Origin of the sequence: Flintibacter hominis (assembly GCF_014287965.1) — a bacterium.
Classification (GTDB): domain Bacteria; phylum Bacillota; class Clostridia; order Oscillospirales; family Oscillospiraceae; genus Lawsonibacter; species Lawsonibacter aceti.
Window position 1 is genome coordinate 362,715 of the sequence record NZ_JACOPO010000002.1, and the last position, 22,397, is coordinate 385,111.

24 protein-coding genes, 6 tRNA genes, 1 rRNA gene and 2 pseudogenes are annotated in these 22,397 nt (G+C 50.0%); 18 read left to right on the plus strand and 15 right to left on the minus strand.

What is annotated here, in order from left to right; all coding sequences use genetic code 11:
* Nucleotides 1-7 precede the first annotated feature (7 nt).
* The 9 genes from H8S11_RS04995 (at nt 8) to H8S11_RS13775 (ending at nt 7,698) form a co-directional block, all read left to right on the plus strand.
* On the plus strand, nt 8-580 hold the full coding sequence (locus tag H8S11_RS04995) for an HD domain-containing protein (protein ID WP_186852404.1): 573 nt from the start codon (nt 8-10) through the stop codon (nt 578-580).
* Nucleotides 577-1,626, plus strand: coding sequence for an Ldh family oxidoreductase (locus tag H8S11_RS05000; RefSeq protein ID WP_186852405.1), 1,050 nt, complete (start codon nt 577-579; stop codon nt 1,624-1,626). The genes H8S11_RS04995 and H8S11_RS05000 overlap by 4 nt, the downstream gene beginning before the upstream one ends.
* 11 nt (nt 1,627-1,637) lie before the next feature.
* The gene (locus H8S11_RS05005) at nt 1,638-2,774 is read left to right on the plus strand and encodes an amidohydrolase family protein (RefSeq protein WP_186852406.1); all 1,137 of its coding nucleotides are present in this window, start codon (nt 1,638-1,640) and stop codon (nt 2,772-2,774) included.
* Nucleotides 2,775-2,957: 183 nt separating this feature from the next.
* A complete protein-coding gene (locus H8S11_RS05010; RefSeq protein ID WP_186852407.1) occupies nt 2,958-3,872 on the plus strand; it encodes a TRAP transporter substrate-binding protein in 915 nt (304 codons plus the stop codon).
* 122 nt (nt 3,873-3,994) lie between these two features.
* Nucleotides 3,995-4,492 (plus strand): TRAP transporter small permease, encoded by a 498-nt coding sequence (locus H8S11_RS05015; protein WP_186852408.1) that lies wholly within the window; start codon nt 3,995-3,997, stop codon nt 4,490-4,492.
* A complete protein-coding gene (locus H8S11_RS05020) occupies nt 4,489-5,769 on the plus strand; it encodes a TRAP transporter large permease (RefSeq protein WP_186852409.1) in 1,281 nt (426 codons plus the stop codon). Before H8S11_RS05015 ends, H8S11_RS05020 begins: the two co-directional genes overlap by 4 nt.
* A 752-nt stretch (nt 5,770-6,521) precedes the next feature.
* On the plus strand, nt 6,522-6,737 hold the full coding sequence (locus H8S11_RS05025; protein ID WP_186852410.1) for a hypothetical protein: 216 nt from the start codon (nt 6,522-6,524) through the stop codon (nt 6,735-6,737).
* A 1-nt stretch (nt 6,738) separates the two neighbouring features.
* Nucleotides 6,739-7,404: a biotin-independent malonate decarboxylase subunit beta gene (locus H8S11_RS05030; protein ID WP_207721907.1), complete on the plus strand. Its 666-nt coding sequence runs from the start codon at nt 6,739-6,741 to the stop codon at nt 7,402-7,404.
* Nucleotides 7,405-7,506: 102 nt separating this feature from the next.
* On the plus strand, nt 7,507-7,698 hold the full coding sequence (locus H8S11_RS13775) for a hypothetical protein (protein WP_207721908.1): 192 nt from the start codon (nt 7,507-7,509) through the stop codon (nt 7,696-7,698).
* A 493-nt stretch (nt 7,699-8,191) separates the two neighbouring features.
* On the opposite strand, the pseudogene H8S11_RS13900 reads toward H8S11_RS13775, so the two are convergent.
* The 8 genes and pseudogenes from H8S11_RS13900 to H8S11_RS05075 form a co-directional block, all read right to left on the minus strand.
* A pseudogene (locus H8S11_RS13900) lies at nt 8,192-8,758 on the minus strand (ISL3 family transposase).
* Nucleotides 8,745-8,927, minus strand: coding sequence for a helix-turn-helix domain-containing protein (locus tag H8S11_RS14190; RefSeq protein ID WP_366460735.1), 183 nt, complete (start codon nt 8,925-8,927; stop codon nt 8,745-8,747). The pseudogene H8S11_RS13900 and the gene H8S11_RS14190 overlap by 14 nt, the downstream one beginning before the upstream one ends.
* Nucleotides 8,905-9,105, minus strand: a complete 201-nt coding sequence (locus H8S11_RS14195) for a transposase family protein (protein WP_186852414.1) — start codon at nt 9,103-9,105, stop codon at nt 8,905-8,907. Before H8S11_RS14195 ends, H8S11_RS14190 begins: the two co-directional genes overlap by 23 nt.
* A 156-nt stretch (nt 9,106-9,261) precedes the next feature.
* Nucleotides 9,262-9,600 carry a hypothetical protein gene (locus H8S11_RS05055; protein ID WP_186852415.1) on the minus strand — a complete coding sequence of 113 codons (339 nt, stop codon included), beginning with the start codon at nt 9,598-9,600 and terminating at the stop codon, nt 9,262-9,264.
* A 46-nt stretch (nt 9,601-9,646) separates the two neighbouring features.
* The gene (locus H8S11_RS05060) at nt 9,647-10,789 is read right to left on the minus strand and encodes an amidohydrolase family protein (protein ID WP_186852416.1); all 1,143 of its coding nucleotides are present in this window, start codon (nt 10,787-10,789) and stop codon (nt 9,647-9,649) included.
* Nucleotides 10,790-10,799: 10 nt separating this feature from the next.
* Nucleotides 10,800-12,200, minus strand: a complete 1,401-nt coding sequence (locus tag H8S11_RS05065; protein WP_186852417.1) for a sodium/glutamate symporter — start codon at nt 12,198-12,200, stop codon at nt 10,800-10,802.
* Nucleotides 12,201-12,230: 30 nt separating this feature from the next.
* A complete protein-coding gene (locus H8S11_RS05070) occupies nt 12,231-13,193 on the minus strand; it encodes a 2-hydroxyacid dehydrogenase (protein WP_186852418.1) in 963 nt (320 codons plus the stop codon).
* Nucleotides 13,194-13,207: 14 nt separating this feature from the next.
* The gene (locus tag H8S11_RS05075; RefSeq protein ID WP_186852419.1) at nt 13,208-14,209 is read right to left on the minus strand and encodes a hydroxymethylglutaryl-CoA lyase-like TIM-barrel protein; all 1,002 of its coding nucleotides are present in this window, start codon (nt 14,207-14,209) and stop codon (nt 13,208-13,210) included.
* 166 nt (nt 14,210-14,375) lie between these two features.
* Between H8S11_RS05075 and H8S11_RS05080 the strand changes: the two genes are divergently transcribed.
* From H8S11_RS05080 to H8S11_RS05120, 9 genes and pseudogenes are all read left to right on the plus strand, one after another.
* Nucleotides 14,376-15,335, plus strand: a complete 960-nt coding sequence (locus H8S11_RS05080) for a LysR family transcriptional regulator (protein WP_186852420.1) — start codon at nt 14,376-14,378, stop codon at nt 15,333-15,335.
* A 1,181-nt stretch (nt 15,336-16,516) separates the two neighbouring features.
* Nucleotides 16,517-16,678, plus strand: coding sequence for a hypothetical protein (locus tag H8S11_RS05085; RefSeq protein WP_186852421.1), 162 nt, complete (start codon nt 16,517-16,519; stop codon nt 16,676-16,678).
* Nucleotides 16,665-16,874: a helix-turn-helix domain-containing protein gene (locus H8S11_RS05090; RefSeq protein ID WP_186852422.1), complete on the plus strand. Its 210-nt coding sequence runs from the start codon at nt 16,665-16,667 to the stop codon at nt 16,872-16,874. The genes H8S11_RS05085 and H8S11_RS05090 overlap by 14 nt, the downstream gene beginning before the upstream one ends.
* Nucleotides 16,871-17,236, plus strand: coding sequence for a helix-turn-helix domain-containing protein (locus H8S11_RS05095; RefSeq protein WP_186852423.1), 366 nt, complete (start codon nt 16,871-16,873; stop codon nt 17,234-17,236). Before H8S11_RS05090 ends, H8S11_RS05095 begins: the two co-directional genes overlap by 4 nt.
* Nucleotides 17,237-17,503: 267 nt before the next feature.
* Entirely contained in the window at nt 17,504-18,139 is a 636-nt protein-coding gene (locus H8S11_RS05100) for a relaxase/mobilization nuclease domain-containing protein (RefSeq protein WP_186852424.1), read from the plus strand.
* A gap of 12 nt (nt 18,140-18,151) precedes the next feature.
* Nucleotides 18,152-18,415, plus strand: a complete 264-nt coding sequence (locus tag H8S11_RS05105; RefSeq protein WP_186852425.1) for a hypothetical protein — start codon at nt 18,152-18,154, stop codon at nt 18,413-18,415.
* Between the two features lie 158 nt (nt 18,416-18,573).
* Nucleotides 18,574-19,657 (plus strand): annotated as a pseudogene (locus H8S11_RS14350) (tyrosine-type recombinase/integrase).
* Between the two features lie 296 nt (nt 19,658-19,953).
* A complete protein-coding gene (locus H8S11_RS14355) occupies nt 19,954-20,412 on the plus strand; it encodes an RNA polymerase sigma factor (protein WP_186852426.1) in 459 nt (152 codons plus the stop codon).
* Nucleotides 20,384-20,584, plus strand: a complete 201-nt coding sequence (locus H8S11_RS05120) for a helix-turn-helix domain-containing protein (RefSeq protein ID WP_186852427.1) — start codon at nt 20,384-20,386, stop codon at nt 20,582-20,584. The genes H8S11_RS14355 and H8S11_RS05120 overlap by 29 nt, the downstream gene beginning before the upstream one ends.
* Nucleotides 20,585-21,400: 816 nt before the next feature.
* On the opposite strand, the gene H8S11_RS05125 is transcribed toward H8S11_RS05120, so the two are convergent.
* From H8S11_RS05125 to H8S11_RS05155, 7 genes are all read right to left on the minus strand, one after another.
* A tRNA-Thr gene (locus tag H8S11_RS05125) sits at nt 21,401-21,476 on the minus strand.
* A gap of 112 nt (nt 21,477-21,588) precedes the next feature.
* Nucleotides 21,589-21,665: transfer RNA gene (locus H8S11_RS05130), tRNA-Asp, on the minus strand.
* 42 nt (nt 21,666-21,707) lie between these two features.
* Nucleotides 21,708-21,783 (minus strand) — tRNA-Trp (locus tag H8S11_RS05135).
* Between the two features lie 3 nt (nt 21,784-21,786).
* Nucleotides 21,787-21,863: transfer RNA gene (locus tag H8S11_RS05140), tRNA-Ile, on the minus strand.
* A 65-nt stretch (nt 21,864-21,928) separates the two neighbouring features.
* Nucleotides 21,929-22,004, minus strand: a tRNA-Asn gene (locus tag H8S11_RS05145).
* Nucleotides 22,005-22,042: 38 nt separating this feature from the next.
* A 5S ribosomal RNA gene (gene rrf / locus H8S11_RS05150) occupies nt 22,043-22,158 on the minus strand.
* 120 nt (nt 22,159-22,278) lie between these two features.
* Nucleotides 22,279-22,353: transfer RNA gene (locus H8S11_RS05155), tRNA-Glu, on the minus strand.
* Between the last annotated feature and the right edge of the window lie 44 nt (nt 22,354-22,397).

Here is a 22,397-nt window from a genome sequence, read left to right on the forward strand (position 1 = left end):
GTTGCAAATGATCAGCAAAGAGTTTATTCGAAAAGAATTTCCGGAATTCGATTGGATTGAAGATGTAGAACTTCGAGACAAATGTGTGGCTGTGTTACAGGAAGGAATCGAGGCCGGAGGTTGGACTGAAGAAACAGTGTACCAGTGCCCCATTGCCGTTTCTGAAATGAGCGCTGATTGTCCCGTTCACAACTTGGACCACATTCATGATGTTACCAATATGTGCAAAGCAGTGTGCGATTGGCTGCTTCCCCGTTATAGCTTCATGCAGGTTGATTGGGACATAATTATTGCCGCAGCACTTCTGCACGATGTCGGTAAATTTACCGAGTATGGCGTAAATGATCAGGGCAAGCCTGTTTATACCGAAAAAGCAAAGTTGATGCGGCATCCTTTGGCGGGCGCTCTGTTGGCTTCCAAGCATGGTCTGCCGGACAAATTGGTGCAAATTATTGCAACTCACAGTTTTGAAGGTGATCGCTCCTATCAGTGCCCAGAGGCGCTTCTGATGAAAAGGATTGACACTGCTCAGTTTGGTATGGTCAATTACTTCTTCCCTGCAAAAAAGGCGGTGGAATGATGAGAGTCTCTGTAAAAACGATCCATCAATTCGGAATCGATGTCATGAAAGCTGCCGGTCTAGATGACTATGAGGCAGAACATCTTTCCCATAGCTTAATTTTTGCGGATCTCAGAGGTGTGGGAAGCCATGGTTTCAGCCGGTTATCGACCTATGCTAAACGTGTAGAGTGCGGTGTCATTGCAAACCATGTCAGGGTAGAGATTCTGAACGACAGCCCCAGCGCAATTGTGATAGACGGGAAAAATGGCATTGGTGCCTCAGTCGCAATGCAGGCAATGAATTTGTGTGTGGAACGGGCAAAAGTTTCTGGTTGTTGTTTTGCAACTGTGCGCAATGCGAACCATTTTGGTGTGGGAGCTTATTATTCGCGTGTTGCTATGGAGTCTGGATGTGCTAGCGTAATTGTGGCAAACGGCGAAGTTGGTGTAGTCCCTACTGGCGGCGCAACACCCATGCTGGGAACAAATCCCGTTACCGTAGGCCTGCCCACAGGAGATGGGTATCCGCCCATTATGTTAGATATGGCAACCAGTGCTGTAGCCAGGGGCAAGGTGGTGCTAGCGCAAAAAGAGGGGCGGAGCATCCCTCTTGGTTGGGGTGTTGATCGAAACGGCAACCCAACCACAAATCCGGAGGATATTTTGAACGGAGGTTCCATGTCACCGATGGCAGGTCCAAAAGGATATGGAATGGCGCTGATTATTGACATGCTCTGCAGCGCAATGGGTGGATCTCTGAACTGTCGAAACACCCCCAGTTTCTGGTACGATTTCGAACATCCTCAGAATATCGGCTATTTTATGGGCGCTTTTGATGTCAATCAATTTATGCCTTATGATACATACCTGAACCGGATCGATGACATTATTGATGAATTCAAAAATGCGCCGAAGGCTGAAGGAGTGATTGAAATCATGATGCCGGGCGAAATTGAACATAATAAGTTCCACGCAAATTATCAGCCCGGTGTTGAATATGGAGATGTGGTTCTGGAGGAACTAAGGAGTATTGGAAAGCACTTCTCCGTTCCTTGTGGCTTTTAAAAAGAGGGCTTATGTACGATTTGGTCATAAAGAATGGCATATTGATGGACCCTCAAGGAGAAATAGAGGGTCCGGGAGATATTGCTGTTCAAGGTCGTAAAATTGTGGCAGTAGGTCAACTGCTATGTAACGAGGCAAAGCAGATTGTTGATGCGTCGGGATGTTATGTGACCCCAGGGCTGATCGATTTCCACTGTCATATTGCTCTTGGGGTCACAGACTTTGCGATGCCAGCGGATTTAGTTCAAATTCCTCATGGAGTTACGTCTTTGGTAGATGCAGGTTCCGTAGGTGCCGCAAACTTTGAAACCTTTTACCGGAACAATGTAGCCAACAGCCAGATGACAGTTAAAAGCTTTTTACATGTGAGCACAATGGGGCAGTTAACACATCGTTTCACGGAAAATATTGATCCTCAATTATTTGACCGCGAGCGCATCAAGATGTTGTGTGAACAGTATCCAGATCAAATTATTGGCTTGAAGCTCAGGCAGAGCAAGGATATCGTTGGTTCTTTTGGGTTGGAACCACTGAGGGAAACTGTGGCATTGGCAGACGAGATCGGTCTCCCCATTTCTGTCCATGCATCTGACTCTCCTGGCGAAGTACAGGAAACTTTGGAGCATTTGAGGCCCGGAGACATTTTCTGTCATATGTACCACCAAAAAGGCAAAACAATCTTGGACGAAAACGGTCGGGTTCTTTCCGAGGTTTGGGCGGCCCGAGAAAGAGGTGTGTTATTTGACTTAGGGCACGGTGCCTTTAATTTCTCGGGGAAAGTGGCTGTGGCCGCCATCAAACAAGGCTTCTTGCCGGATATTATCAGCTCAGATTTGAGCTTATTGTCTTTGTATAAAGCGCCCACACATTCGTTTACTTACGTTCTGTCGGAGCTTTTGAACCTCGGGGTCAGCTTCCGGGAGATCATACGTCGTTGTACAGATATCCCGGGCAAACTGATGGGGATCGCACACAATGGTTTTCTTCGTGTCGGTCAGATTGCGGATATCGCGGTCTTTAAAATAGTCGAGCAGGATATTCATTATGTTGACCGATACAATAATGAGTACGCCGGTAACCAGCTGATTCAAACACAAATGACAATAAAAAACGGATCAGTTCTTTACCGAAACGAAACATTCCTGTAAGACAAAAAATAAATCGTAAGGAGACATGAAAAGATGAAAAAGGCAAGAAAAATTTTAAGCAGTTTGTTGGCTACCACTTTGCTGTTCAGCTTGTCTGCCTGTGGTAATGGCTCATCTTCCACGCCTGTGTCTGATCCCTCGGTTTCCGGCAAAGGCGGGGGGCAAGAAGCAGGTTTCCCCTCTATGACCATCCAGATTGCTCATGTGAACCCCACCACCGATGATGACCAGTATCATAAGTTTGCCACTCTGTTCGCCGAAAAAGTAAGGGCCGCCACCGATGGCGCAGTGACCTTTGAAATCTGCGGTAACAGTGAACTCGGCGCTGAGGGCGATGTCATTACCGGCATGGGGCTGGGCACCCATCAGATGAGTGTTATGTCCAACCTGGCTTATGCCGCTGTAAACGGCCCCTCTAAGGTGAGTGAGATGCCCTTCATGTTCGCTGATTCCAAGCAGGCTGCCGCATTCTTTGACAGTGACATCATGAAGGAAGTCACTGACGGCATGTATGACAGCTTGGGAGTCAAGGTCCTGGGCTGGGCTGAGGGCGGCTTCCGAAACATTCTCTCCCAGAAGCCCATCCGCACCCCTGACGATATTAAGGGCATGAAGATCCGTGTACCTGAATCCGACACCTTTATGAAGACCTTTGAGGCCCTGGGTGCCAACCCCACCCCTATGGCCTTCTCCGAAGTGTTTACTGCCGTCCAGCAAAAGACCATCGACGGTCTGGAACTACCTGTGGCCAGCGCCTATACCGGCTCCTACTATGAGGTTTGTTCTCATTACAATCTGACTGGTCACTTCTATAATGGTCTGGCCATGTCTATCTCCACCAAGCTGTGGGAGACCTTGTCCCCAGAGCTACAGGAAATTTTTGTGGAAGCCGCCGTCGAGGCAGGTACCGAGCAGCGCAAGTGGCTCGCCGGCAAGGAACAGGAAATGAAAGATGCTATGGCCGAGGCTGGCTGTACTATCGTGGACGATGTCGATGTTGTTGCTTTGCGTGATGCCGCCGCCAATGTTTATGATTTCTACCGTAATGAGATTGGCGCCGATTTACAGGATCGTGCAATGGCATTTATTAATAGCTGATTAAGAACAACTGTTTTTTGATAGCTTAGGTTTATCCGGGGTATAGCACGGAAAGCTGTCTCTGCATAAGGATGACTCTCCACCTCCGGTAGGAAATATTTTGAAGCGAAGGAGCGCTGCGCATGAAGACATTGATTAAAGCTAAAAACATACTTTTGTTAGTCTATTCCTCTCTTGCCGCGGCGGCTATGCTCTTTTTGATTTATGCAACTTTTGTTCAGGTATTTACAAGGTATATTATGAACGCATCCGCAACGTGGACCGAAGAGAGTGCGCGTTTTGTCTTTGTTTGGTGTACCATGTTAGGTGCTGTTATAGCGCTGGACAAAGGGCTTCATGCTGGTGTTACATTTATTTCAGATAGAATTAAAGGAAAGGCACGCAAGATCTATGATGTGCTTTCTTACCTTGTTATCCTGACCGTAGCAATGATTATGTTAGTTCAAGGCTACGAGTTGACCATGGCCACCACCAAAATGCTTAGCCCCGCAATTCGTCTGCCATTGTCCTATCTGAATGCGTCAATAGCTATGAGCGGTTTTGGAATGATAGTTGTCGTTGTTTGCAAAATTTTAGAAGAGTTGACTGCGTCAAAAGAAAGGATGATGGATGAGGTATGATTGGAGTTTTGGTATTCGAATCGCTTCTCATTGCAATGTTGGTCGGACTCCCAGTTGCTTTTTCCATCATCGTGGCCAGCCTTACCTACATAATCAGCAATGATGTGCCGCTGGTCATTCTAGCCCAGCAGTTGGTAGCCGGTGCCAACAGCTTCGTTCTGCTGGCCATTCCGCTGTTCACCTGTACTGGATATCTGATGGAACAGACCAGCTTGTCCCGCCGCCTGGTCGATTTCGTGGAATGTTTACTTGGCAATGTGACGGGAAGTATGGGTATGGTAACGATTGTTTCCTGTGCTATTTTTGCGGCACTTACCGGAAGCGGCCCGGCAACCGTAGCAGCTATCGGCGCAATTATGATGCCTTCCCTAACAAGAAGTGGATACTCAAAGCAGACATCGGCCGGTATGATCGCTTCTGGTGGTGCTCTTGGCCCTATTATCCCGCCCAGTGCGAACATGGTCGTTTATGGTGCGGCCATGGGTCTTTCAGTATCAAAAATGTTTATTGGTGGAGTGGTACCCGGCCTGTTTATTGCCGCAATGCTTTGTCTGGTTAATTTAGTAATCGCTAAGAAATGCGGCTACAAATCACCTGATGTGCGTTATAGCAAAAGGGAACGGTTGAACCGCATCTATAAGGCGCTACCCACCTTGGTGCTACCCGTCATGATTCTTGGCGGTATTTATGGTGGTATTGTTACTCCCTCCGAGGCCGCTGTGCTGAGCGTTGTGTATGCATCCATTTATGGCTTGGCGACTCGTGAGTTGACGCCCAAGACGATTTGGACGGTCCTTAATAAGACTATACTTACTTCTGCCACCGTTATTTTCATCATTTGTGCAGCAAAGGTATTTGGCTGGGTTCTTTCTACCACGCGTCTGCCTGCCGTGATTGGTGGCGCAATCATGTCTGTAATCCCCAATAAATGGGTTTACACTGCCGTTTTGATGATTATTTTGTTTGTCGTCGGTTGCCTGATGGACACAATCCCCAGCATTCTGATTCTTGCGCCCATTCTGGTGCCCGTTGGCATCGAATTTGGTATGGACGAATTGCATCTGGGTGTGCTGTTCTGTATCACATTAACGGTCGGATTCGTAACTCCTCCTTTTGGTATCAATCTGTTTACCGCAGTTTCGACAACCGGCGAGTCATATGACTCTGTCGTCAAGGGCGTTTTGCCTTTCATGGTCGTCATGATGGTTTGTGTTTCTGTTTGTGCGTTCGTGCCGGGATTGATTACATGGCTACCAAGCCTTATGTATGGCTCGTGACATACCTAATCTTCACATGAGAACACTTAAAATCCGGTAATCGGCTGTCCTTAACAGATCTCAGCCTGCCTCCTACTTACCTGTGCGTCACACTAGCTATGATGATTAGTTGAGTCTGGCGCACAGGCTTTTTGTCTTTTCTTCTGAATCTGACAACTTCTGTAGCTCAGATTTTTTGATAGTCTTCTCCATTTCAGCTACTATTATTTTTTGAATTTTTTGTATTTTTACAGGAATCACGTCAACAAGCTCATACCCATAACGGTATAATGTAGGCGATGAAAATCAGCTCAAACGGAGGCAAAAATTATGCAAGACGATAAATTGTACAGTCCTAAGCTACCAACAAAACAGAGCAGTTCATCGATATATCTGAACTCAATGAATATGGCCGCCCAAAAGCGCACATATTCCTTAAATATTCGCTACACTTCAGCAGCGGGACACAGGAACCACTCCAGACGGTGACGATGACCAAAAAGCCCATTGTATCAATTGTTTGTCACGGTGCTCTTGCGAATATTACATTGGATTTTCGTTCCAAGGATGACGTAGACCTAGCAATGGTGCCTAAACTTATAGAAGAGTATGAACACCCCATCAATTCCGTTCCACCCCCCCCCAATAAATTTAAGAATTGATAAGGGAGAGCGCAAGATGGCACTTCTGAATTTGAATTTTTCCTTTGACGGCACCCCTGGCGCCTCAATCTCTCAGGATTGGTTCCACAGTGGCATATAGCCTCTGACGGCATGGAGGTCCTACTCTTCCGTAGGGAACAGGCGGGAAAAGTCAACATTAAGGCCTATACCCTAGTAATCGGCTTCGACCGCATGTGGGCCAGGGTACTGGAGCGTTCCGTGGTCGACAGCGGTTGCGGCGACTTGGATCTGGAAATCAATGACAACAACGCTACACCTTTTATCGTCCAGCTCCGCCTGCGCCAGACCCTGCTGGATGCCCGATGAGGTGAGCAGGGATGAACTACACAAAGCTCAGGACAAGAGCTTTTTAGAGGCCACCGCTCAGGAGCGGGCCTACGGTCTGGTGAACGATGGTACTTTTACCGAACTAGTCGGTCCCCAGGACAAACTGACCAGCCCCCATCTGCCCACACTAGGTGAGGCGGTCTCCTTTGATGATGATGTGGTAACCAGCGTCGGTATGGTAGGCAACCGTCCGGTATTCGTCATCTCACAGGAGGGCCGCTTCATCGGCGGTGCAGTGGGAGAGGTCCACGGCGCAAAAATAGTGGGCATATTCAACCTGGCCCTGGCCGCCTACGAACAGGTGGCAATCAAGCACCCAGGTGATCTGGAGGAATACCGTCCTGCCATGATTATCTCCTTTGGGACGGGTGGCGTCCTCCTCCACGAAGCCAATGCTGGATGGCTTGCCCGCACCGAAGTAATGGATCAGATCCAGGCCTGCCATGGCAAAGCACCCGTTATTTCAGTCATCGGTAGCAAGGTGGGCTACTTTGGCGGCATAGGATTCGTGGCTACCGCCACTGACGCCATCATTATGAGCCCCCAAGGCCGCCTGGGTCCCACCGGTTCGGAGGTCATCGAGCGGAAAGGCAAGGAGAAATTTGACGCCTCCGACAAATCCCTCATCTCCCGCACCACCGGGTGAAAACACAAGTATATCATGGGCGACTGCAACGTCCTTAACAGGGACTAGGCAGGTGCCTTCCGCCAGAGCCTGGAAGGTCTGCTGGCCCAGAGCTATGAGCAGTTGTGCGCATGCCGCCGCATCGGCTCCTACCAGTTGGTAGAGGAGCAAATGTCTTTGGTTACCCAGGCGGCCCAGCTCGATACCAAAGACGTCTGGCAGTTCTATGGAAACTCTGCCCCCGCCCTGCTGCCCGAATTGGAGACAGATGAATTTTTAAGAGCGGTACACTGTAGACCCAGGGAGGTACAGTAGGATGGATGTAAAAAATAGGGTATTTGACCAATCGTGTAGATTTGGCTTAAATCATCAGATGTGAACAAAAATTCACAAATGTGGGGAGGAGAAAATCGATAGAAAATTGAGCAAACCTAATGTCTTCAAATTCCCAAAATTGCGGCGAGGCCAGAGAAAAAAATAAATAGGTGTCAGGAAACGATACCATTATGTGGAACCACGTGAAATGAAGATAAAATGGCCGTACTTAAAAATCCATAAAACCTTCAAAATTCCCATGATTCTATAAAATTATCTTTGCTGGACTGGAACCCCGTAAATAAGCTTCTTCCGAAATATGATTGACCGACATCAGACACATGGCACGAAGGACCTCCTATGAGCAGCCATGGCCTTGCTTTTCAATCGTTTTTATGATGTTGTTTACGGATTCGGTATAGGTATTTGTACAGCAATAATCAAAGTACGATATACGATAGTATGTCGTACTTTCGCCGGACAAGCACTTTCTTTAAGTTGCTGAACTCCGGTACACTCGAACTAACGGTATCACACCATTTTCAAACAGGATCTCAGCTTGTACACGCCTTTCTGATTCGTAAATTTTTCGGAATTGTTCTTTTGCCCAGTAGACACGGCTCAGTGAAGGATATATGTCGAGCCACGCTGTTAACTGATGCTTCGCATCCGGCGATAAGGCTTCAAAGTCAGCCATGAATAAAGTACGCTCACGCTACAACCTTTTCTTGACTATCTTGTTATCGTGCAGTTTCTTCCGAGCGGCGTCCATGTGCTTATTTACGAGTTGAATGACATGGAATCTATTAATAACAACTGTTGCACATGGGAACATGTCTTTTACAGCTTTTGCGTATAACGGTGCAAAATCCATCGTGGCTACCCGGACAGCACTTGGATTTTCAAGGCTACGCAGGTAACAGTAAGCGGTTTCTGGTTTATTATTCGGTATCATATCAAGCAGTCTCTTATTTTCCTGGTCTGTAATAATTAGACGGAAATGCCTGTCAATATAAGCTTCGTCAATACCTATTACCCTTGGAGTACTATACATCGTCATACCGCGATGTTTTTCGCCCAGTCATCAAACGCCCTGGGACTGTTTTGTCTGAAATTCCATAATTATCTGCGATGCGGGTAAACGGTTCGCGCCGCAAAACTCTGCTGACGATTTTCGTACGCAGTCTTAAAGTCATACTGGTTTTATCAAGCGTCTTGTAACCCTGCATATAGGTCGCACCGCAAGACGGACACAAATATCTGGACACGAAGCTTTAAAGTAACCTGCATACCAGAATTCGGCAAATCACTTATGTACCGAGTTTTATAGCCATAGGCCGTCTGCAAGCCTACAACTCCACATTCGGGGCAGCGTTCAAGCTTTGTTACCGCCTCAATTTCGTACATCAAACAATTCCCATCTGCGGCTTATAAAGTCTAAGTGCATACAAATTCCACTAATCCGGTGGGAGCAAGAGGACCCATAAAAACACAATCTTTCGTGATAACCATTATAACATATCACACGGTATGTCGAAATAGGGTAAGAGCGATTTCTATTTGTTATCTGAAAATATACATGAAATGTCGCAGCCCCGAAAAAGCACAAGGCCCCGGCGGAATAGCACCGCCGGAACCTTGATTTTTTCTGTCTGTGGCTTGTTCTGTGGTCAAAGCCCTGACCGCAAATTTTAAGAAAGCCAAAAAGTACAAAAAGCAAAGTAAAACCGCCCTTTTTAACCAAAAAGAACGGTTTTGTGGAGCTACTATCCGGATTTGAACCGGAGAGTTCATCCTTACCAACTGATTAGGAGTCTTCCAGTCCTTGATTTTCAACGCTTTCCGGACATTTTCGTTCCAAAAGGATAAGGCCTCCGGCACTCTTGTCTCCATTGTTTCCATCCGCTCGTTTTCCCGTGTGGGTCACGGTATAGGTCAAACTGATCGTCTAAAATTCTCCGTTTCGATAAACTATATCGCCCTCCCAGACCGTCAGCATAGGGACGAGCCGTTCATGCCCCATCACTTTACTGCTCCGCACATCTGAGAACACAAATTCGCCCAGTTCCCGCTTAAACACCGCAATATTTGCCCGGGCGCCAGGTCTCAAACATCCGATCTCGTCCTTCATGCCCATCTTTTCCGCCGGTGTGGCGGTGCAGCAGGTCAGCACGTCCGCAAAGCACATCCCAAGTGCCAGGAATCGGGACATCAGGTAGGGTAGAGAGATGGACGGCTCATAGTGGTATGTCTTTCGGGTAAAGTCCCCTGAAATAATATCTGGCTTGATGCCAGCGTCCAGGGCCGCAGCGGCGCAGTCGTGGCTAAAATGTCCTTTCCCGCAGGCCGATTCCAGTATGATCCCCTTTTGAACCGCCCGCTCCATTTCCCGGGAAACATTCCCGTCCTCCAGGATTCCCTTCTGGGGGGTGTACACATGGCAGAAGATGTCCCCCGGACGGAGAATGTCAATCAATTCCTTCAGTTCTCCCTGAAAGGCCGGTATGTGAACCGAGAGCGGTAGCCCGCATTTCTCGGCGATCTGTATTCCCCGGCGGAGGGCCGCAAAGCTGGTAGTCCCGCAGGCCTCCACAATTTCGCTGCTAATCCGTAGCTTCAGTCCAATGATCACCCCGGGGTAGTCCTGGCAAAGCCGGAGAATTTTCATCTCATTAAAGTATGCGGGATTTACATTCTCGCTGTGGTCCCCCAGACAACTCAGCCCCTCCGATACTAGGTTCAAGTACAGCCGCACGTTCCTCCGCTCCCGCTCCGACAAGCTACTGATAAAACTCTCTACGTTGGAGTCCCCAGCACTCCCGGCATCCACGGCGTTGGTCACTCCGTCCGGGAGGTAGTGGTAAAATTCCAGAGCAGTATTGGTGCCTCCACTGTAAAAGTGGGCGTGGAAATCTATCAGGCCGGGGGTGACCGTCAGTCCGTCCAAATCCAATATCTGTGCGGCTTCTTGGCATTCCAGCACTCCGACAGCAACGATTCTTCCGTCTTTAACGACAATATCTCCCCGTTTTCCCGTCAGGCCGTTTTTCGGATCCATCAGCTGACCGTTTTTTAAAATCAAATCTACCATAGTCTGCTCCTTATCTCAGGGCCTCTTCGTTCTGGACGGGCCGAGAACTGCTTCCGCTCAGGATGTCGCTGAACTTCCGCTCTGGATGCCAGAAGAACACCCGCGCAACCACCAGGAACACCACCAGCAACAGCACGCTGAACCCCAAAATGGTCATAGGCGATAGGGAAAATGCCAGTGCGGGCATCAGCATCACATAGGGCAGCGACCAGGGGTAGCACAGCGCCGCGGAGGCTGCGGCAGATTCCCGGCCGGTGGTCTCAAACTTCGGATCCACAACTCGGAGCAGCATCAGTCCGGTGGCCAGCACGCCGCTCTCCAGGCCGTAGCTGGCAATGGCACGCTCGAACCAGTCGTCATCAAACACCTTCCAGGAGAAGTAGAAGTTAGTGATCAGGTTGAGCACAATGATGACCGCAATGGTGGTAATCATGGGGACAAAATACAGGGCAAACACCTTCACAGAGAGGGTTGCGATGGCGGAACAGACCAGGAAATCCAAAGCCACACCGGATATCCGGTTAATGGTGGCTCGGTCAATATAGTGGCTCAGGCCAGCTTTTTTCATGATGAAGGAGAGCACGGCGCCACTAATCATGGCGCAGGCAAAATCGGGAACGTTGCTAAGAATGGGGTGGATGGCGATTAGGCCCTTGGCCAGCAGCTTGGCCATAAGGAGAATGATTCCTACAAAGGATAGCTGGAGGGCCAGCGGATCCAGTGCGTCGTTGTAGGTGACTCCCATGCCGATGGACGTCCTCTCTCCCATGGGTACAATTCCCTCTTTAACGGACCGGGGTACGTCCTGAGGCTTGGACACCAGCTTGGCGTAGCCCCGGCGCACGCCAATGTTGATAATCACCATTCCGATGATGATGCCGGACAGCAAACCGGCAGTGGCCATGGTGTTGGCAACCGATACGCCGTCCGCCCAGCCAGCCGCCTCCAGGGCCGCCCCGGCGGCATTGGCCGTACCATGTCCGCCATGGAATCCATAGACTGGAGTCAGTCCGAAAGCCAGGGGGAGCTCTGTGTAAAACATCATCATAACCATCGCTACAATCAGGCCGGCCACCACCTGCACCTGGTGGACAATCCCGCCCACCGTTACTGCGGAGAGGGCCGTCCGCCCGAACTTTTTATTCTGGGTGGCTCCGAAGAAGGAGACGCCCAGAACAATATTGACCAGCACGCCCGGCCACTTCCCAATGGTTCCGCCGATGGGCAGACTGACAGAGAAAAAGTGTCCCAGCACCTGAGGTCCAAGGAGCAGCCCGCAGAATCCACCCAGGAGGGAGGCGGGAATGTAGATATTCTGGAAGAATCTAATCTTTTTTCTCAAAAAAATACCTAACAGCAAAAGAACACTCAAAATACCAAGATCGTACATAACGGTTGCAATCTCGTTCATTTTCTTCCCTCACTTCTTTCAATCTTGTCCTTATAAGTATGCTCGGTTCACCATATGCGCCGGCTCCCCTCCTTCCGCAAAGGCCCGGATGTCCTTGGCCAACATGGGAATGATGACGTCTCCGATGTCCGCCGTCCCCCCTCCGATATGGGGGGTGACGATGATGTTGGGCTCCAGGAGCAACTCATCCCCAGCAGGCAGGGGCTCCCGCTCCACGCCATCCAGGCCGGCGCCAGCCAGTTTGCCGCTGCGCACCGCTTTTGCCAGAGCCACGTCATCCACCAAACCGCCCCGGGCGGTGTTGATAATGATGGTGCCGTCCTTCATCCGTTCCATCTCCTTCTCTCCCAGCATATGGCGGGTGGAGTCCAGCAGGGGCACATGGAGGGTAATGATGTCGGATGTCTCGATGAGGGTGTCCTGGGAGACATAGGTCATCTGGAACTCCTCCTCCATCTCAGCAGGGAGGCGATAGGTATCAAAATACTGCACCGCAGCGCCGAAAGCCTGGACCTTCCGGGCCACCTGGCGACCGATGTTGCCGCCGCCTACAACGCCTACCAGCTTGTTATTCAGGCAGAAGGAGCTGTTGAGGTAGGTGTTCTTGCTCCACTCCCCCCGCTCCAGGCTCCGGGTGTGGCAGAGGAGCTTGCGCCCCACCGCCAGCATCAGCATGACCGCCAGCTCGGATACGGCTCCAGCATTGGCGCCGGGGGTGTTGGTCACCAAGATTCCCCGCTCTCCGGCAGTCTGGATATCCACCGAGTCAAAGCCCGCACCCCATCGCAGGATCATCTTCAGGTTGGGGTTACGGTCGATTACTTCCTTGGGCGCCTTGAATATCCGAAGGATCATGATCTCCGCGTCGGTCATGGCGTCGTAGTCCTGCTGCTTGTCCACCGCCCGCAGCTCAAACTGTTCCGGAGGCAGCATGGCCCGCAGCTTCTCATAAGTACCGGCGGGATACTGGCCCGCCAAAACGACCTTTAACATGTAGCTCCACCCCCTTACTTCAGCCCTGCGGCAGTCTTGGCGATGAGCTCGTCGGAGGGATTCTTCTGATCCACGGCGGATACCTCCACGATCAGCCGGTACAGGTTCACCTGGTACTCCTCTGCGGAGGCCTTGAACTTCTTCAGAAAGCTGGAGTGGCAACCTGACAGGCCCAGCACCAGATCCAGAGGCGTGACGGGGTTGTGGTAGTTGTGGGCGTCCATGGCGGGCTGGAGGCGCTGGTCAATGAAGTCCAGCATCCCGTACAGGTCAATGTCCTGCATCTGGCCATAGCGGTGCATAATGGCCACACACATCTCGGTAGCCAGGTTGCCTGCGCTGCGGGCCATGCCCATCAGGCCGCAGTCCAGAATAGCGGCGCCGTTTTCATAGGCAGCCACCGCGTTGGCGGCGGATAGCCCCAGGTTGTTGTGGCAGTGGAAGGCCACGGGAATGGACACGGTCTGGCAGAGCTTATTTGTGTACTCCGCCACCTGGTCGGGCAGCATAGTACCGGCGGAATCCATAATGGTAATCTCGTCCAGACCAGCCTGTTCCAGCTTCTTGCCCTCCTCAGCCAGCTGGTCGGGGGTGATTAAGTAGGCCTTCATAGCGGAGTAGAATGCTTTCAGGCCCGCCTTCTTGATATCTTGGATGGCCTGGACGGCAATGTCGCCGGCGCCTGCGTCGGCGCCCACCCGCAGGAAGGACAGGCCGCTCTCCTTGGCCAGTGCCACGTTTTTCTCCCGATACCGCTTGGCGTTAAGGAACATGCCCAGCTGAGAGCCCCGGTCAAGATATTTTCGCGCAATGTCCAGATAGGCCTGGTCGGTCTCGGCGTTGGTAAAACCAGCCACCTCATAGGCGCCGATGCCGCCCGCATTTCCGAACTCGATGATAGGTACATGACAGGCGGTCAGTCCGTCCAGCACCATGTCGGTAATCTCCGCTGAGAACCCCTTGCCCACCACATTGGCACCGTCACGCAGGGTACAGTCCATTAAACTTACGCTCATGCTTTTGCTCTCCTTTTCTGTCTGCCAACCTTTTCACCTGCATCATAGCATCTGGTCGTGGCAAATGTCCAACAGGAGTTTTTTCACATTTCGACAACACAAATCTTGTGGTCCCCCTCCAAACATGTTAAAATAACACAACAGCATTCTGTGCGGGGGTGGCACTTTGAATATAAAAAGCATTGAGTATTTTCTCATTACTGCGGAGGAGATGAATTTTACTCGAGCAGCGGAGCGGCTCTATATCAGCCAGCAGGCCCTCAGCAGCCATATCAAGCGACTGGAAGAAGAGTATCATGTCCAGCTGTTTGCGCGTAAGCCATCTCTCCATCTTACCCTGGAAGGGGAACAAATGGTCTTTTACGGAAAACAAATTTTGGACTCAGACAAAAAGATGCTGGCCGCCTTTTCCGACATTTCCGCCAACTGCCGTGGGACTTTAAAGGTCGGGATCTCTAGATTGCGCAGTAAGGTGTTTTTCCCGGATATCTGGAAATATTATTATTCCAGCCACGAAAATATCTCCATTGAACTAATCAGTGGAAACAGCGCCTATATGGACGAACTGCTACAGGCAGGGAAACTGGACTTGTATCTGGGCATCAACATTCCCATCGCCTCCAACCAGCACCGGATCCAACTGGCGCAGGAGGTAATACACTGTTGTTTTTCCAAAGAGCTGTTAATCCGGTATTATCCCAATACCTGGCGGGGCATCCTGTCCGAGTTCCAGAAGCATGGGGCCGAATTTGAACGCATTGCCGACTTGCCCTTCGGCACGGTCCGCCAAGGGAATAAACTGCGGGACGAACTGGAGCTCTGCTTTACCCGAACTCGAAAGCCAAGGCTGATCTTTGAGTCGGAGCAACAGGATCTAATCTATCAATTCTCCAAAAATGGAGCGTTTTCCGGCCTGCTCTCCCCGGTCACATTTTATCAGTTTCGAGATGAGTTAAAATGTCTCGAAGGAGAATTTTTTATCTTTCCCTTGCGAGATCACATGCAGAAGAGCATTTTCAGCCTGGTATACCGAAAGGACTATCCTTTACCGCGCTATGCCTCAGATTTTGTTCAGGTGGCTTGCATGGTAATTCGCAACTATTCCAAGTTTATCTATTCTAAATAATTGTATTAACAAATCATTCAAAGAAATAGACTTGGAATAAGTCATCACAAACACAGCGGCACCCTTATGGACTACTGTGTGCCTTTTTCATGCATAAATAGATGACTCACTTTGCTCCCAAAAGGCGGACATTATTAAAAAACGGCTTCAATCATGAGTCTCTGCTTGTCAGTTTTCGATTACAATACAAGGAAAAGTCTTTTTCTTCTGCATTAACTCTCAAAGGATTTCTGCCCTGCCTGGCTGTATAAGGGGCTGTGTGCTACAAGCAGAGGCAATGTGGTATCCGTGTCATTCGACTCCGTTGTGCAGCTATGCGGTAAAATCGACCCACGCCAAGTGCAGCAATCAGGGGTGGGCGAGGAAATAATCTCAAATCCTGAACCGCAAAACAAAATAAAAGGCCATAGGTCATTTTGTTACGATTTATACATCCGAATATTTGTTCTATAATTGAGATAAGGTGAAAGCCAAAACTCGCAACTTTCCGGTGAGGTCCACACCCCAGTGGGACCTCAGACATTCATGAGCCTCGTAGGGCACAATGACCACCCTGAACGAAGGGAACTTCCATGAAGGTCTTCAGTATTTGGTGCTGTGCCGGCAGTGCGGATGTGTACTTTTCCGTTGAGAGCGGAAAGAACACGAATGAACGACACAGTCTTTGTGATTTATAATGGGGAGCCAGTATCAGTGCCAAAGGAGGTCGCACACTTCCTGGAGCAGGATTGAAAACGGCAGCAGGCACAGGATAAGCAGGACGACAGGCATCTGAGTAGAAGTGAGTTTGAAACGGTGCTGTTCTGTTCGGAATGTGTCAGGCATCCCGTAGAAGATGAAGCGCTCTAGAACCTCCGGCTTGAAAATCTGCGGAAAGCCGTCAAGGATCTGGGAGAACAAAGCTGCGAACTCATCGACCTTCGATATGGCAGGAAACTGATCATGGGGGAGATCGGCAAGGTCTACGGTATCTCAAAAGCGGCTGAAAATACTCCACGAAAAGTTGAGGAGTTCTGTCAGATAACAGGGCCCCTCAACTTTTTTTATTTTTCTTGTTTACAAATCCGCTGCAAGCGTCCTTATCAGTAGAGGGTAAATTCTCAATCTCTGAAAATCTGGTTGTGGTTGAATGGCCGCAGCCAGAGTACCCCAGCAAAACCATAAAAAGGAGTGTATCGATCATGGATCAGATGCTTCAGTGCATGGAGGTGAACTTCCGTACCTGCTGTGATCTGCTGCGGTATCAGCAGATGAAGAAAGCCAGCGTGGTCAGAGACATGGATGAGTTTCTGGATATGCTCTATCCCGAGAACACAGAGGAGGAACAGGATGAAAGTATCTAAGTATAAGTCCTACGAGGACCTGCCTCTGTTTCTCAATGCGGAAACCGTGTCAAAGGTCCTGGGCATCGCACCATCGTCCTCCTACGATCTCCTGCACGAAAAGGATTTTTCCGCTCTGCGAATCGGCAGCCGTATCGTGGTGCCCAAGGAACAGTTCATCCAGTGGGTGAAAGAACACACAGGCGGTGGAACATGAGATACAACGACCACGGAAATTTTTTCTCTCTGCCCAATGAGATATTCCTCCTGGGCCTGAGCCCCGGTAAGCTGGCGGTGTACAGTTACCTGCGCCGGTGCGAAGACCGAGGGACGCACCAGTGCTGGCACAGTGGCATGAGTGAGAACACAGTGCGCAAGTACACACTGCGGCTGGAAGAACGAGGACCGCTCTCCATCGAGCCAACCGAAGTGGTAACAGCAACCAGGAAGAAACGAAACGGAAATCTGCGCTACACTCTCTGGCCCGTTCAGGAGTGGATCACAGCCCACTATGACCGCCAGATGGAGGAGCCGGAGATAGCCGCAGTGCGTCAGAGAGTTGCGGCGATACAGGGGTGAGCCGCTGTGTGCGGCTTGTCAGGGCTGGGGGACGAGGATATAACCTCACCCCTCAATACGATGCCTAAAAAACGCCTTATAGCGCAGCTTGTAACGAGAATCACAGGGGGTGTCGGAGGACAATGCCCACCTTCGGGTGGGGCAAGCATAGCGTCCGGCTATACGCCGGTCGCACTCGCCGGGGCAGAGCCCCGGCACCCCCTGCCCCCTAAAGGGGGGAGAAAGGAGCGAAATGCAGAAGAAAAAACATCCATTATTACCGCAAGGATGACTCCACAAATAAAGGCAGAGATCCAACATCGGGCCAAACAGGCCGGGATGACCGAAATTGCCAGGGGGGCGGTGATGGTGTCTGTCACAGCGGTGCGGAACAAGAAACAAACAGCGGGAACGATGGCAGGCGTGATGAAGTATGTGGTCCAGGGCAAGAAAACCCTGCTGGGTGACCGATGGATGGTCACCGGACACAACTGCGTGGCCCAGTCCTTCTCTGCTGAGGATGATCTAACGCCCCAGGAGGTCAACGCCATCGGAGTCGAGTTCGCACAGAAGCAGTTCCCGGACTATGAGGTCCTGGTGGCCACCCACATGGACACCAACCACCTGCAAAACCATCTGTTAGTCAACAGCGTGAGCTGTGCAGATGGCAGAAAGCTCTACCAAAATGCCGCCGGCCTTCAGCGGCACCGGCAGGTAAATAATGAAATCTGTATGGCCCACGGGCTGAGCGTGCTGGAGCCGCCGAAGAAGCACACCCGGAAACGGCAGATGCGGCCAGGGGAGTATCAGGCGGGGCTCCGTGGTGACAGTTGGAAGCTGAATCTAATCCAGGCGATCAATGGTGCGCTGGAGTACGCAGACGACCGGGAAAGTTTTATCGAGAACATGGAGTACGAGGGGTAAGAAGTCAGATGGGTGCCAACTTGGAAGCTGTTCGCCTACCGCCAGACCACAGTCTTCTGCCCCGGCACTCTGGAGCCGGACGAGGAGTGGATGGGGGAACTGGCCGCCGGGCTGGTGCAGTTGGGCAGAGCGCTGGAGAGAGATGCAGACCTCCCGCAGCTTCCCACACCGCCGGTCTGGACAGACAGCAAGCTTCGCCGCCGGGAAGCGTTGAAGAAGCTGGCCTTGGGGCAGAAGCTGAGCTACGACACCGACCAACAGCAGACCATGCAGTGACTGGAGGACGGAGCAGCCCCTCAAGGATTGCGCCGCAAAACAAAGATAAGCCTTTTTGCCACAAAGAAAATTGTAAAATCTTTGATAACTCCGGCCCAACATCGTGGCTATTTTACAGAGGCTGCAGTATGTTGTGTTGCTGATGGGAGGCAATCGATATGCCGAAGAAACGTACCAACGGCGAGGGAAATATCCACAAGCGTAAGGACGGTCGCTGGGAGGGGCGGTACACCGCCGGGTACGATCCCAAGGCCGGAAAGTGGGTCAACAAAAATGTGTTGGGCAAGACCCAGGCAGAGGTCCGGGAAAAACTGCAAACAGCTATGGCGGAGTGTCAGGGGTTAGATGTCAGCAAAGAAACCGATGAGCACACGGTGGGCAACTGGCTTAAAATGTGGTACGAGCTCTATGCCAACCCCAACGTCCGCACCGCCACCGCAAACCGCTACCAGCTCATCATAGACACCTACACTGTCCCCCGCATCGGGAATATCAAATTGAAAAAGCTGACCACCCGGCACCTGCAAAAGCTTTACAAGGAGTTATTAGAAAACGGCAGAATCCACATCGGAAAGAGCCAGAGCAAAGGATTCAGCACCACCACTGTCCGTAGCGTCCGCCTGATGCTCCACACCACCCTGGACCGGGCGGTGAAAGAGCGGCTCATTCCCCGAAACCCCTGCAACGACTGCATCGTCCCAAAGCCCCGGAAGCTGGATATGAAAGTTCTCTCCCCAGAGCAGATAGGGGCCTATCTGGAAGCCGCACAGCGGCGGGACAATCTGGATATCCCGAGCAAAACTATCTCAGTGAGCAGGCAGTACATCCGAAACCCTGACGGAAGTCTGGAACTCACCAGGCCCAAGACGGAGAATTCGGTCCGTCTGGTGTCTATCCCACAGACGGCGGTGGAACTGCTGATCCAGGAGCACGACAAACACCCGGACAACCCCTACCTGCTCCCCTTTCCCCTGACCGGAGAGATATACTACCCGGGCAGTGTGGTAAACCTTCACAAGAAGATCCTGAAGGACGCCGGACTGGAGCATTTCAGGTTCCATGATCTCCGGCACACCTTCGCAACCAAAGCCCTCCAGAACGGTGCAGATGAAAAAACGGTGTCCTCCATGCTGGGGCACTACGATACCGGGTTCACCCCCTCCACACCTATACCCACGCTACAAGGCAGAACAGGACGAGGCCGCTCAAACGTTGGGACGCTTCATGGCACAGGTTATGTAGGACAGAGAGAAAATGCTGGGCAGGAAGCGCAAACTTCCCGTCCGGCACTCTTTAACCCTTTCTGCGTGTGGGTCAAAATGTGGGTCAGTTGTTTGACCCGCATTTTGACCCACACTGAAAAATCAAAATTCGCAACAAAAAGTCCTCAAAAACCGAGATTTTGCGACCATAAAGATGAATACACAAATCATCATAATTACTTAAATAACTCATATTACCAAATGCCTATGCGGTTTTACGCCTGCATGGGCGTTTGCTGTAATAGCCCCCTACTGGGAAGAAAGGGGGTGAGAAAAATGAGCTATTCCAAAGAACATAAGGAGCATATTGAATATACTTTTGCCGCCTTTTGTAAAGTTGTTCTACGCAACGCCGCTTTATCAGCTTATCGGGATATTGGCAGACGGCGAAAGCATGAAATCTCTCTTGACTATCTCATGTCGGAACGCTATTACAATCCATCTGTAACAGACAATTACTTTGAAGAACCAATACAGCCGACTATATTCAGTGTATGTGGAGAACGGATTGAAATTGAAAATGAGCGACTGGCAAAAGCATTTTCTATTTTGTCAAAACAACGGCAGGAAGTTTTAGTGTTGTATTTCTTTTTCAGATATACAGACAAGAAAATCGGGCAGAAATATGGACGAAGCCGTACAACCGTAAACTATTGGAAACTGGCGGCACTGAAACAGTTAAGAAAAGAATGGGAAAGGTTAGAACATGAAGAACGAAAAGCGAATATCTTTTGAAATCATTGAAAAAGTAGTTGAAGGAGAACCGGAAGCAATACACAATGTCGTATGTCATTACAGAGGGTATATGAAATATCTTTCTGTATTTCAAGGTCATTATAACTCCGATATTCAAGACAGATTGGAAGCGCAACTGATACAGGCATTATTCAAGTATCGTTTTAGGTAGGAAGTAGCAAAACCCGAAAACGCCGTCAAGGATAAAATGAACGCAAGCGCCCTTGACGGTGTTCTCTGTCTTTGCTGTCGGGCAGCCAAGAGAGCGCAATTGGATAAACCGCTTACGCTCTCTATCCAGTATAGACTGTTATGCGATAGGTATGCTTCTTGCTTGATTTAAGCGGCATTACAGCGGAGATAAGGGCAGAGGTAAGGGTTTTATACTTCAACCCTTAAAAAGGAGGTTCTACTGCGTAACATAACAAACGATATTTTTATATTGCCGTTTCTATTCCATTCCGTTCCATTCCGGCGGCTCTGCCGCTTTGCTTTGCCCCCAAAGGAGAGGGATTAGGGAAAGGATAGGAAGGGAATGGGTATTTGATTAAATCCGTATTTGGTATTTCTTTAGTTATTTATATCTTTATTTAATTGCGTTGGATTTTCCGATGTCGGATAAACCGATGTCGGAAAATCCAATATCGGATAATCCAACACCGGAAGTTATGCGGTATTCAAAACTGTCTAATCCACCTGCTTTATAAAACTGCTGATTTTGGAATAGGTATGTTACGCAGTAGAGGGTAAAAAACGCTTGATTTATGCGGCTTGCAGAACATGAAAAACGCTTAGACGATATTTTATACTTCTACCCTCAAAAATGACGTTCTACTGCGTAACAAAGTGAAGATAGAAAAACAGAGAGCCGACCACTATTGAAAGTGATTAACTCTCTGTTTCTGTTTGCACCCCGTCTGTCAGCGTTAGTGATAAGTTGTTGTGAATACTTCCTTATCAGCGTAAAACTGAAGTTTTCAGGGCTTTTTGGAGCTGCTACCCAGATTTGAACTGGGGACCTCATCCTTACCAAGGATGCGCTCTACCGACTGAGCTATAGCAGCAAATCTGTTCCCAAACGGAAACTATTCTAACAGGACATGGCTTAGAATTTTTACAGATAATTAAAAAACTGGGAGACTATTTAAACAACCGTATGGTTGAAAATCTATAAAATGGCGACTCGGAAGGGACTTGAACCCTCGACCTCCGGCGTGACAGGCCGGCGTTCTAACCAACTGAACTACCGAGCCATTTTAAACATATGAAACAGAATGAAATCTGATATTCTTTTTTGGCAGGGGCAGAAGGAATCGAACCCTCGGCACGCGGTTTTGGAGACCGCTGCTCTACCTGCTGAGCTATACCCCTATATGGTGGGCCTTCACGGGCTCGAACCGTGGACCGGCCGGTTATGAGCCGGCTGCTCTAACCAACTGAGCTAAAGGCCCATGACCGTTCTCACATTATTTCGGAAAGAGCGGCTTGCCGTCATATATTGGCGGCAAGCCGCTTCTGGCTCCCCAAGTTGGACTCGAACCAACGACCCTGCGGTTAACAGCCGCATGCTCTACCGACTGAGCTATTGAGGAATGTGAAAGGGTCCGGTCCGGATGGACCGGACCCTTTATGTTGGCGTTACCTATCTTCCCGGTCCGTCTCCAGACAAGTATTTTCGGCAGAAGCGAGCTTAACTTCCGTGTTCGGAATGGGAACGGGTGGACCCTCGCCCTAATCAACACCAACTACTACTTTCTCTTTGAAAGAAAGTAAGCAAAGAAAAAACTACCTTTTCTCTCCTTACCGTCTTTCCAACAGTAAGTATTATATCCGTTTTTGCTCAATTGTCAAGAACCATTTTATAAATGGTGACCCGTACGGGAATCGAACCCATGTTTGCGGCGTGAGAGGCCGCCGTCTTAACCGCTTGACCAACGGGCCGTGTGGTGCGCCTTCAGGGATTCGAACCCGGGACCCACTGATTA

Bases quoted from the DNA above. Each gene is read 5' to 3' on its own strand.
- H8S11_RS04995 (WP_186852404.1), top strand. From the start codon at position 8: ATGATCAGCAAAGAGTTTATTCGAAAAGAATTTCCGGAATTCGATTGG.
- H8S11_RS05000 (WP_186852405.1), top strand. From the start codon at position 577: ATGATGAGAGTCTCTGTAAAAACGATCCATCAATTCGGAATCGATGTC.
- H8S11_RS05005 (WP_186852406.1), top strand. From the start codon at position 1,638: ATGTACGATTTGGTCATAAAGAATGGCATATTGATGGACCCTCAAGGA.
- H8S11_RS05010 (WP_186852407.1), top strand. From the start codon at position 2,958: ATGACCATCCAGATTGCTCATGTGAACCCCACCACCGATGATGACCAG.
- H8S11_RS05015 (WP_186852408.1), top strand. From the start codon at position 3,995: ATGAAGACATTGATTAAAGCTAAAAACATACTTTTGTTAGTCTATTCC.
- H8S11_RS05020 (WP_186852409.1), top strand. From the start codon at position 4,489: ATGATTGGAGTTTTGGTATTCGAATCGCTTCTCATTGCAATGTTGGTC.
- H8S11_RS05025 (WP_186852410.1), top strand. From the start codon at position 6,522: ATGGAGGTCCTACTCTTCCGTAGGGAACAGGCGGGAAAAGTCAACATT.
- H8S11_RS14190 (WP_366460735.1), bottom strand. From the start codon at position 8,927: ATGCAGGGTTACAAGACGCTTGATAAAACCAGTATGACTTTAAGACTG.
- H8S11_RS14195 (WP_186852414.1), bottom strand. From the start codon at position 9,105: ATGTACGAAATTGAGGCGGTAACAAAGCTTGAACGCTGCCCCGAATGT.
- H8S11_RS05055 (WP_186852415.1), bottom strand. From the start codon at position 9,600: ATGGAAACAATGGAGACAAGAGTGCCGGAGGCCTTATCCTTTTGGAAC.
- H8S11_RS05060 (WP_186852416.1), bottom strand. From the start codon at position 10,789: ATGGTAGATTTGATTTTAAAAAACGGTCAGCTGATGGATCCGAAAAAC.
- H8S11_RS05065 (WP_186852417.1), bottom strand. From the start codon at position 12,200: ATGAACGAGATTGCAACCGTTATGTACGATCTTGGTATTTTGAGTGTT.
- H8S11_RS05070 (WP_186852418.1), bottom strand. From the start codon at position 13,193: ATGTTAAAGGTCGTTTTGGCGGGCCAGTATCCCGCCGGTACTTATGAG.
- H8S11_RS05075 (WP_186852419.1), bottom strand. From the start codon at position 14,209: ATGAGCGTAAGTTTAATGGACTGTACCCTGCGTGACGGTGCCAATGTG.
- H8S11_RS05085 (WP_186852421.1), top strand. From the start codon at position 16,517: ATGGATCAGATGCTTCAGTGCATGGAGGTGAACTTCCGTACCTGCTGT.
- H8S11_RS05090 (WP_186852422.1), top strand. From the start codon at position 16,665: ATGAAAGTATCTAAGTATAAGTCCTACGAGGACCTGCCTCTGTTTCTC.
- H8S11_RS05095 (WP_186852423.1), top strand. From the start codon at position 16,871: ATGAGATACAACGACCACGGAAATTTTTTCTCTCTGCCCAATGAGATA.
- H8S11_RS05100 (WP_186852424.1), top strand. From the start codon at position 17,504: ATGACTCCACAAATAAAGGCAGAGATCCAACATCGGGCCAAACAGGCC.
- H8S11_RS14355 (WP_186852426.1), top strand. From the start codon at position 19,954: ATGAGCTATTCCAAAGAACATAAGGAGCATATTGAATATACTTTTGCC.
- H8S11_RS05120 (WP_186852427.1), top strand. From the start codon at position 20,384: ATGAAGAACGAAAAGCGAATATCTTTTGAAATCATTGAAAAAGTAGTT.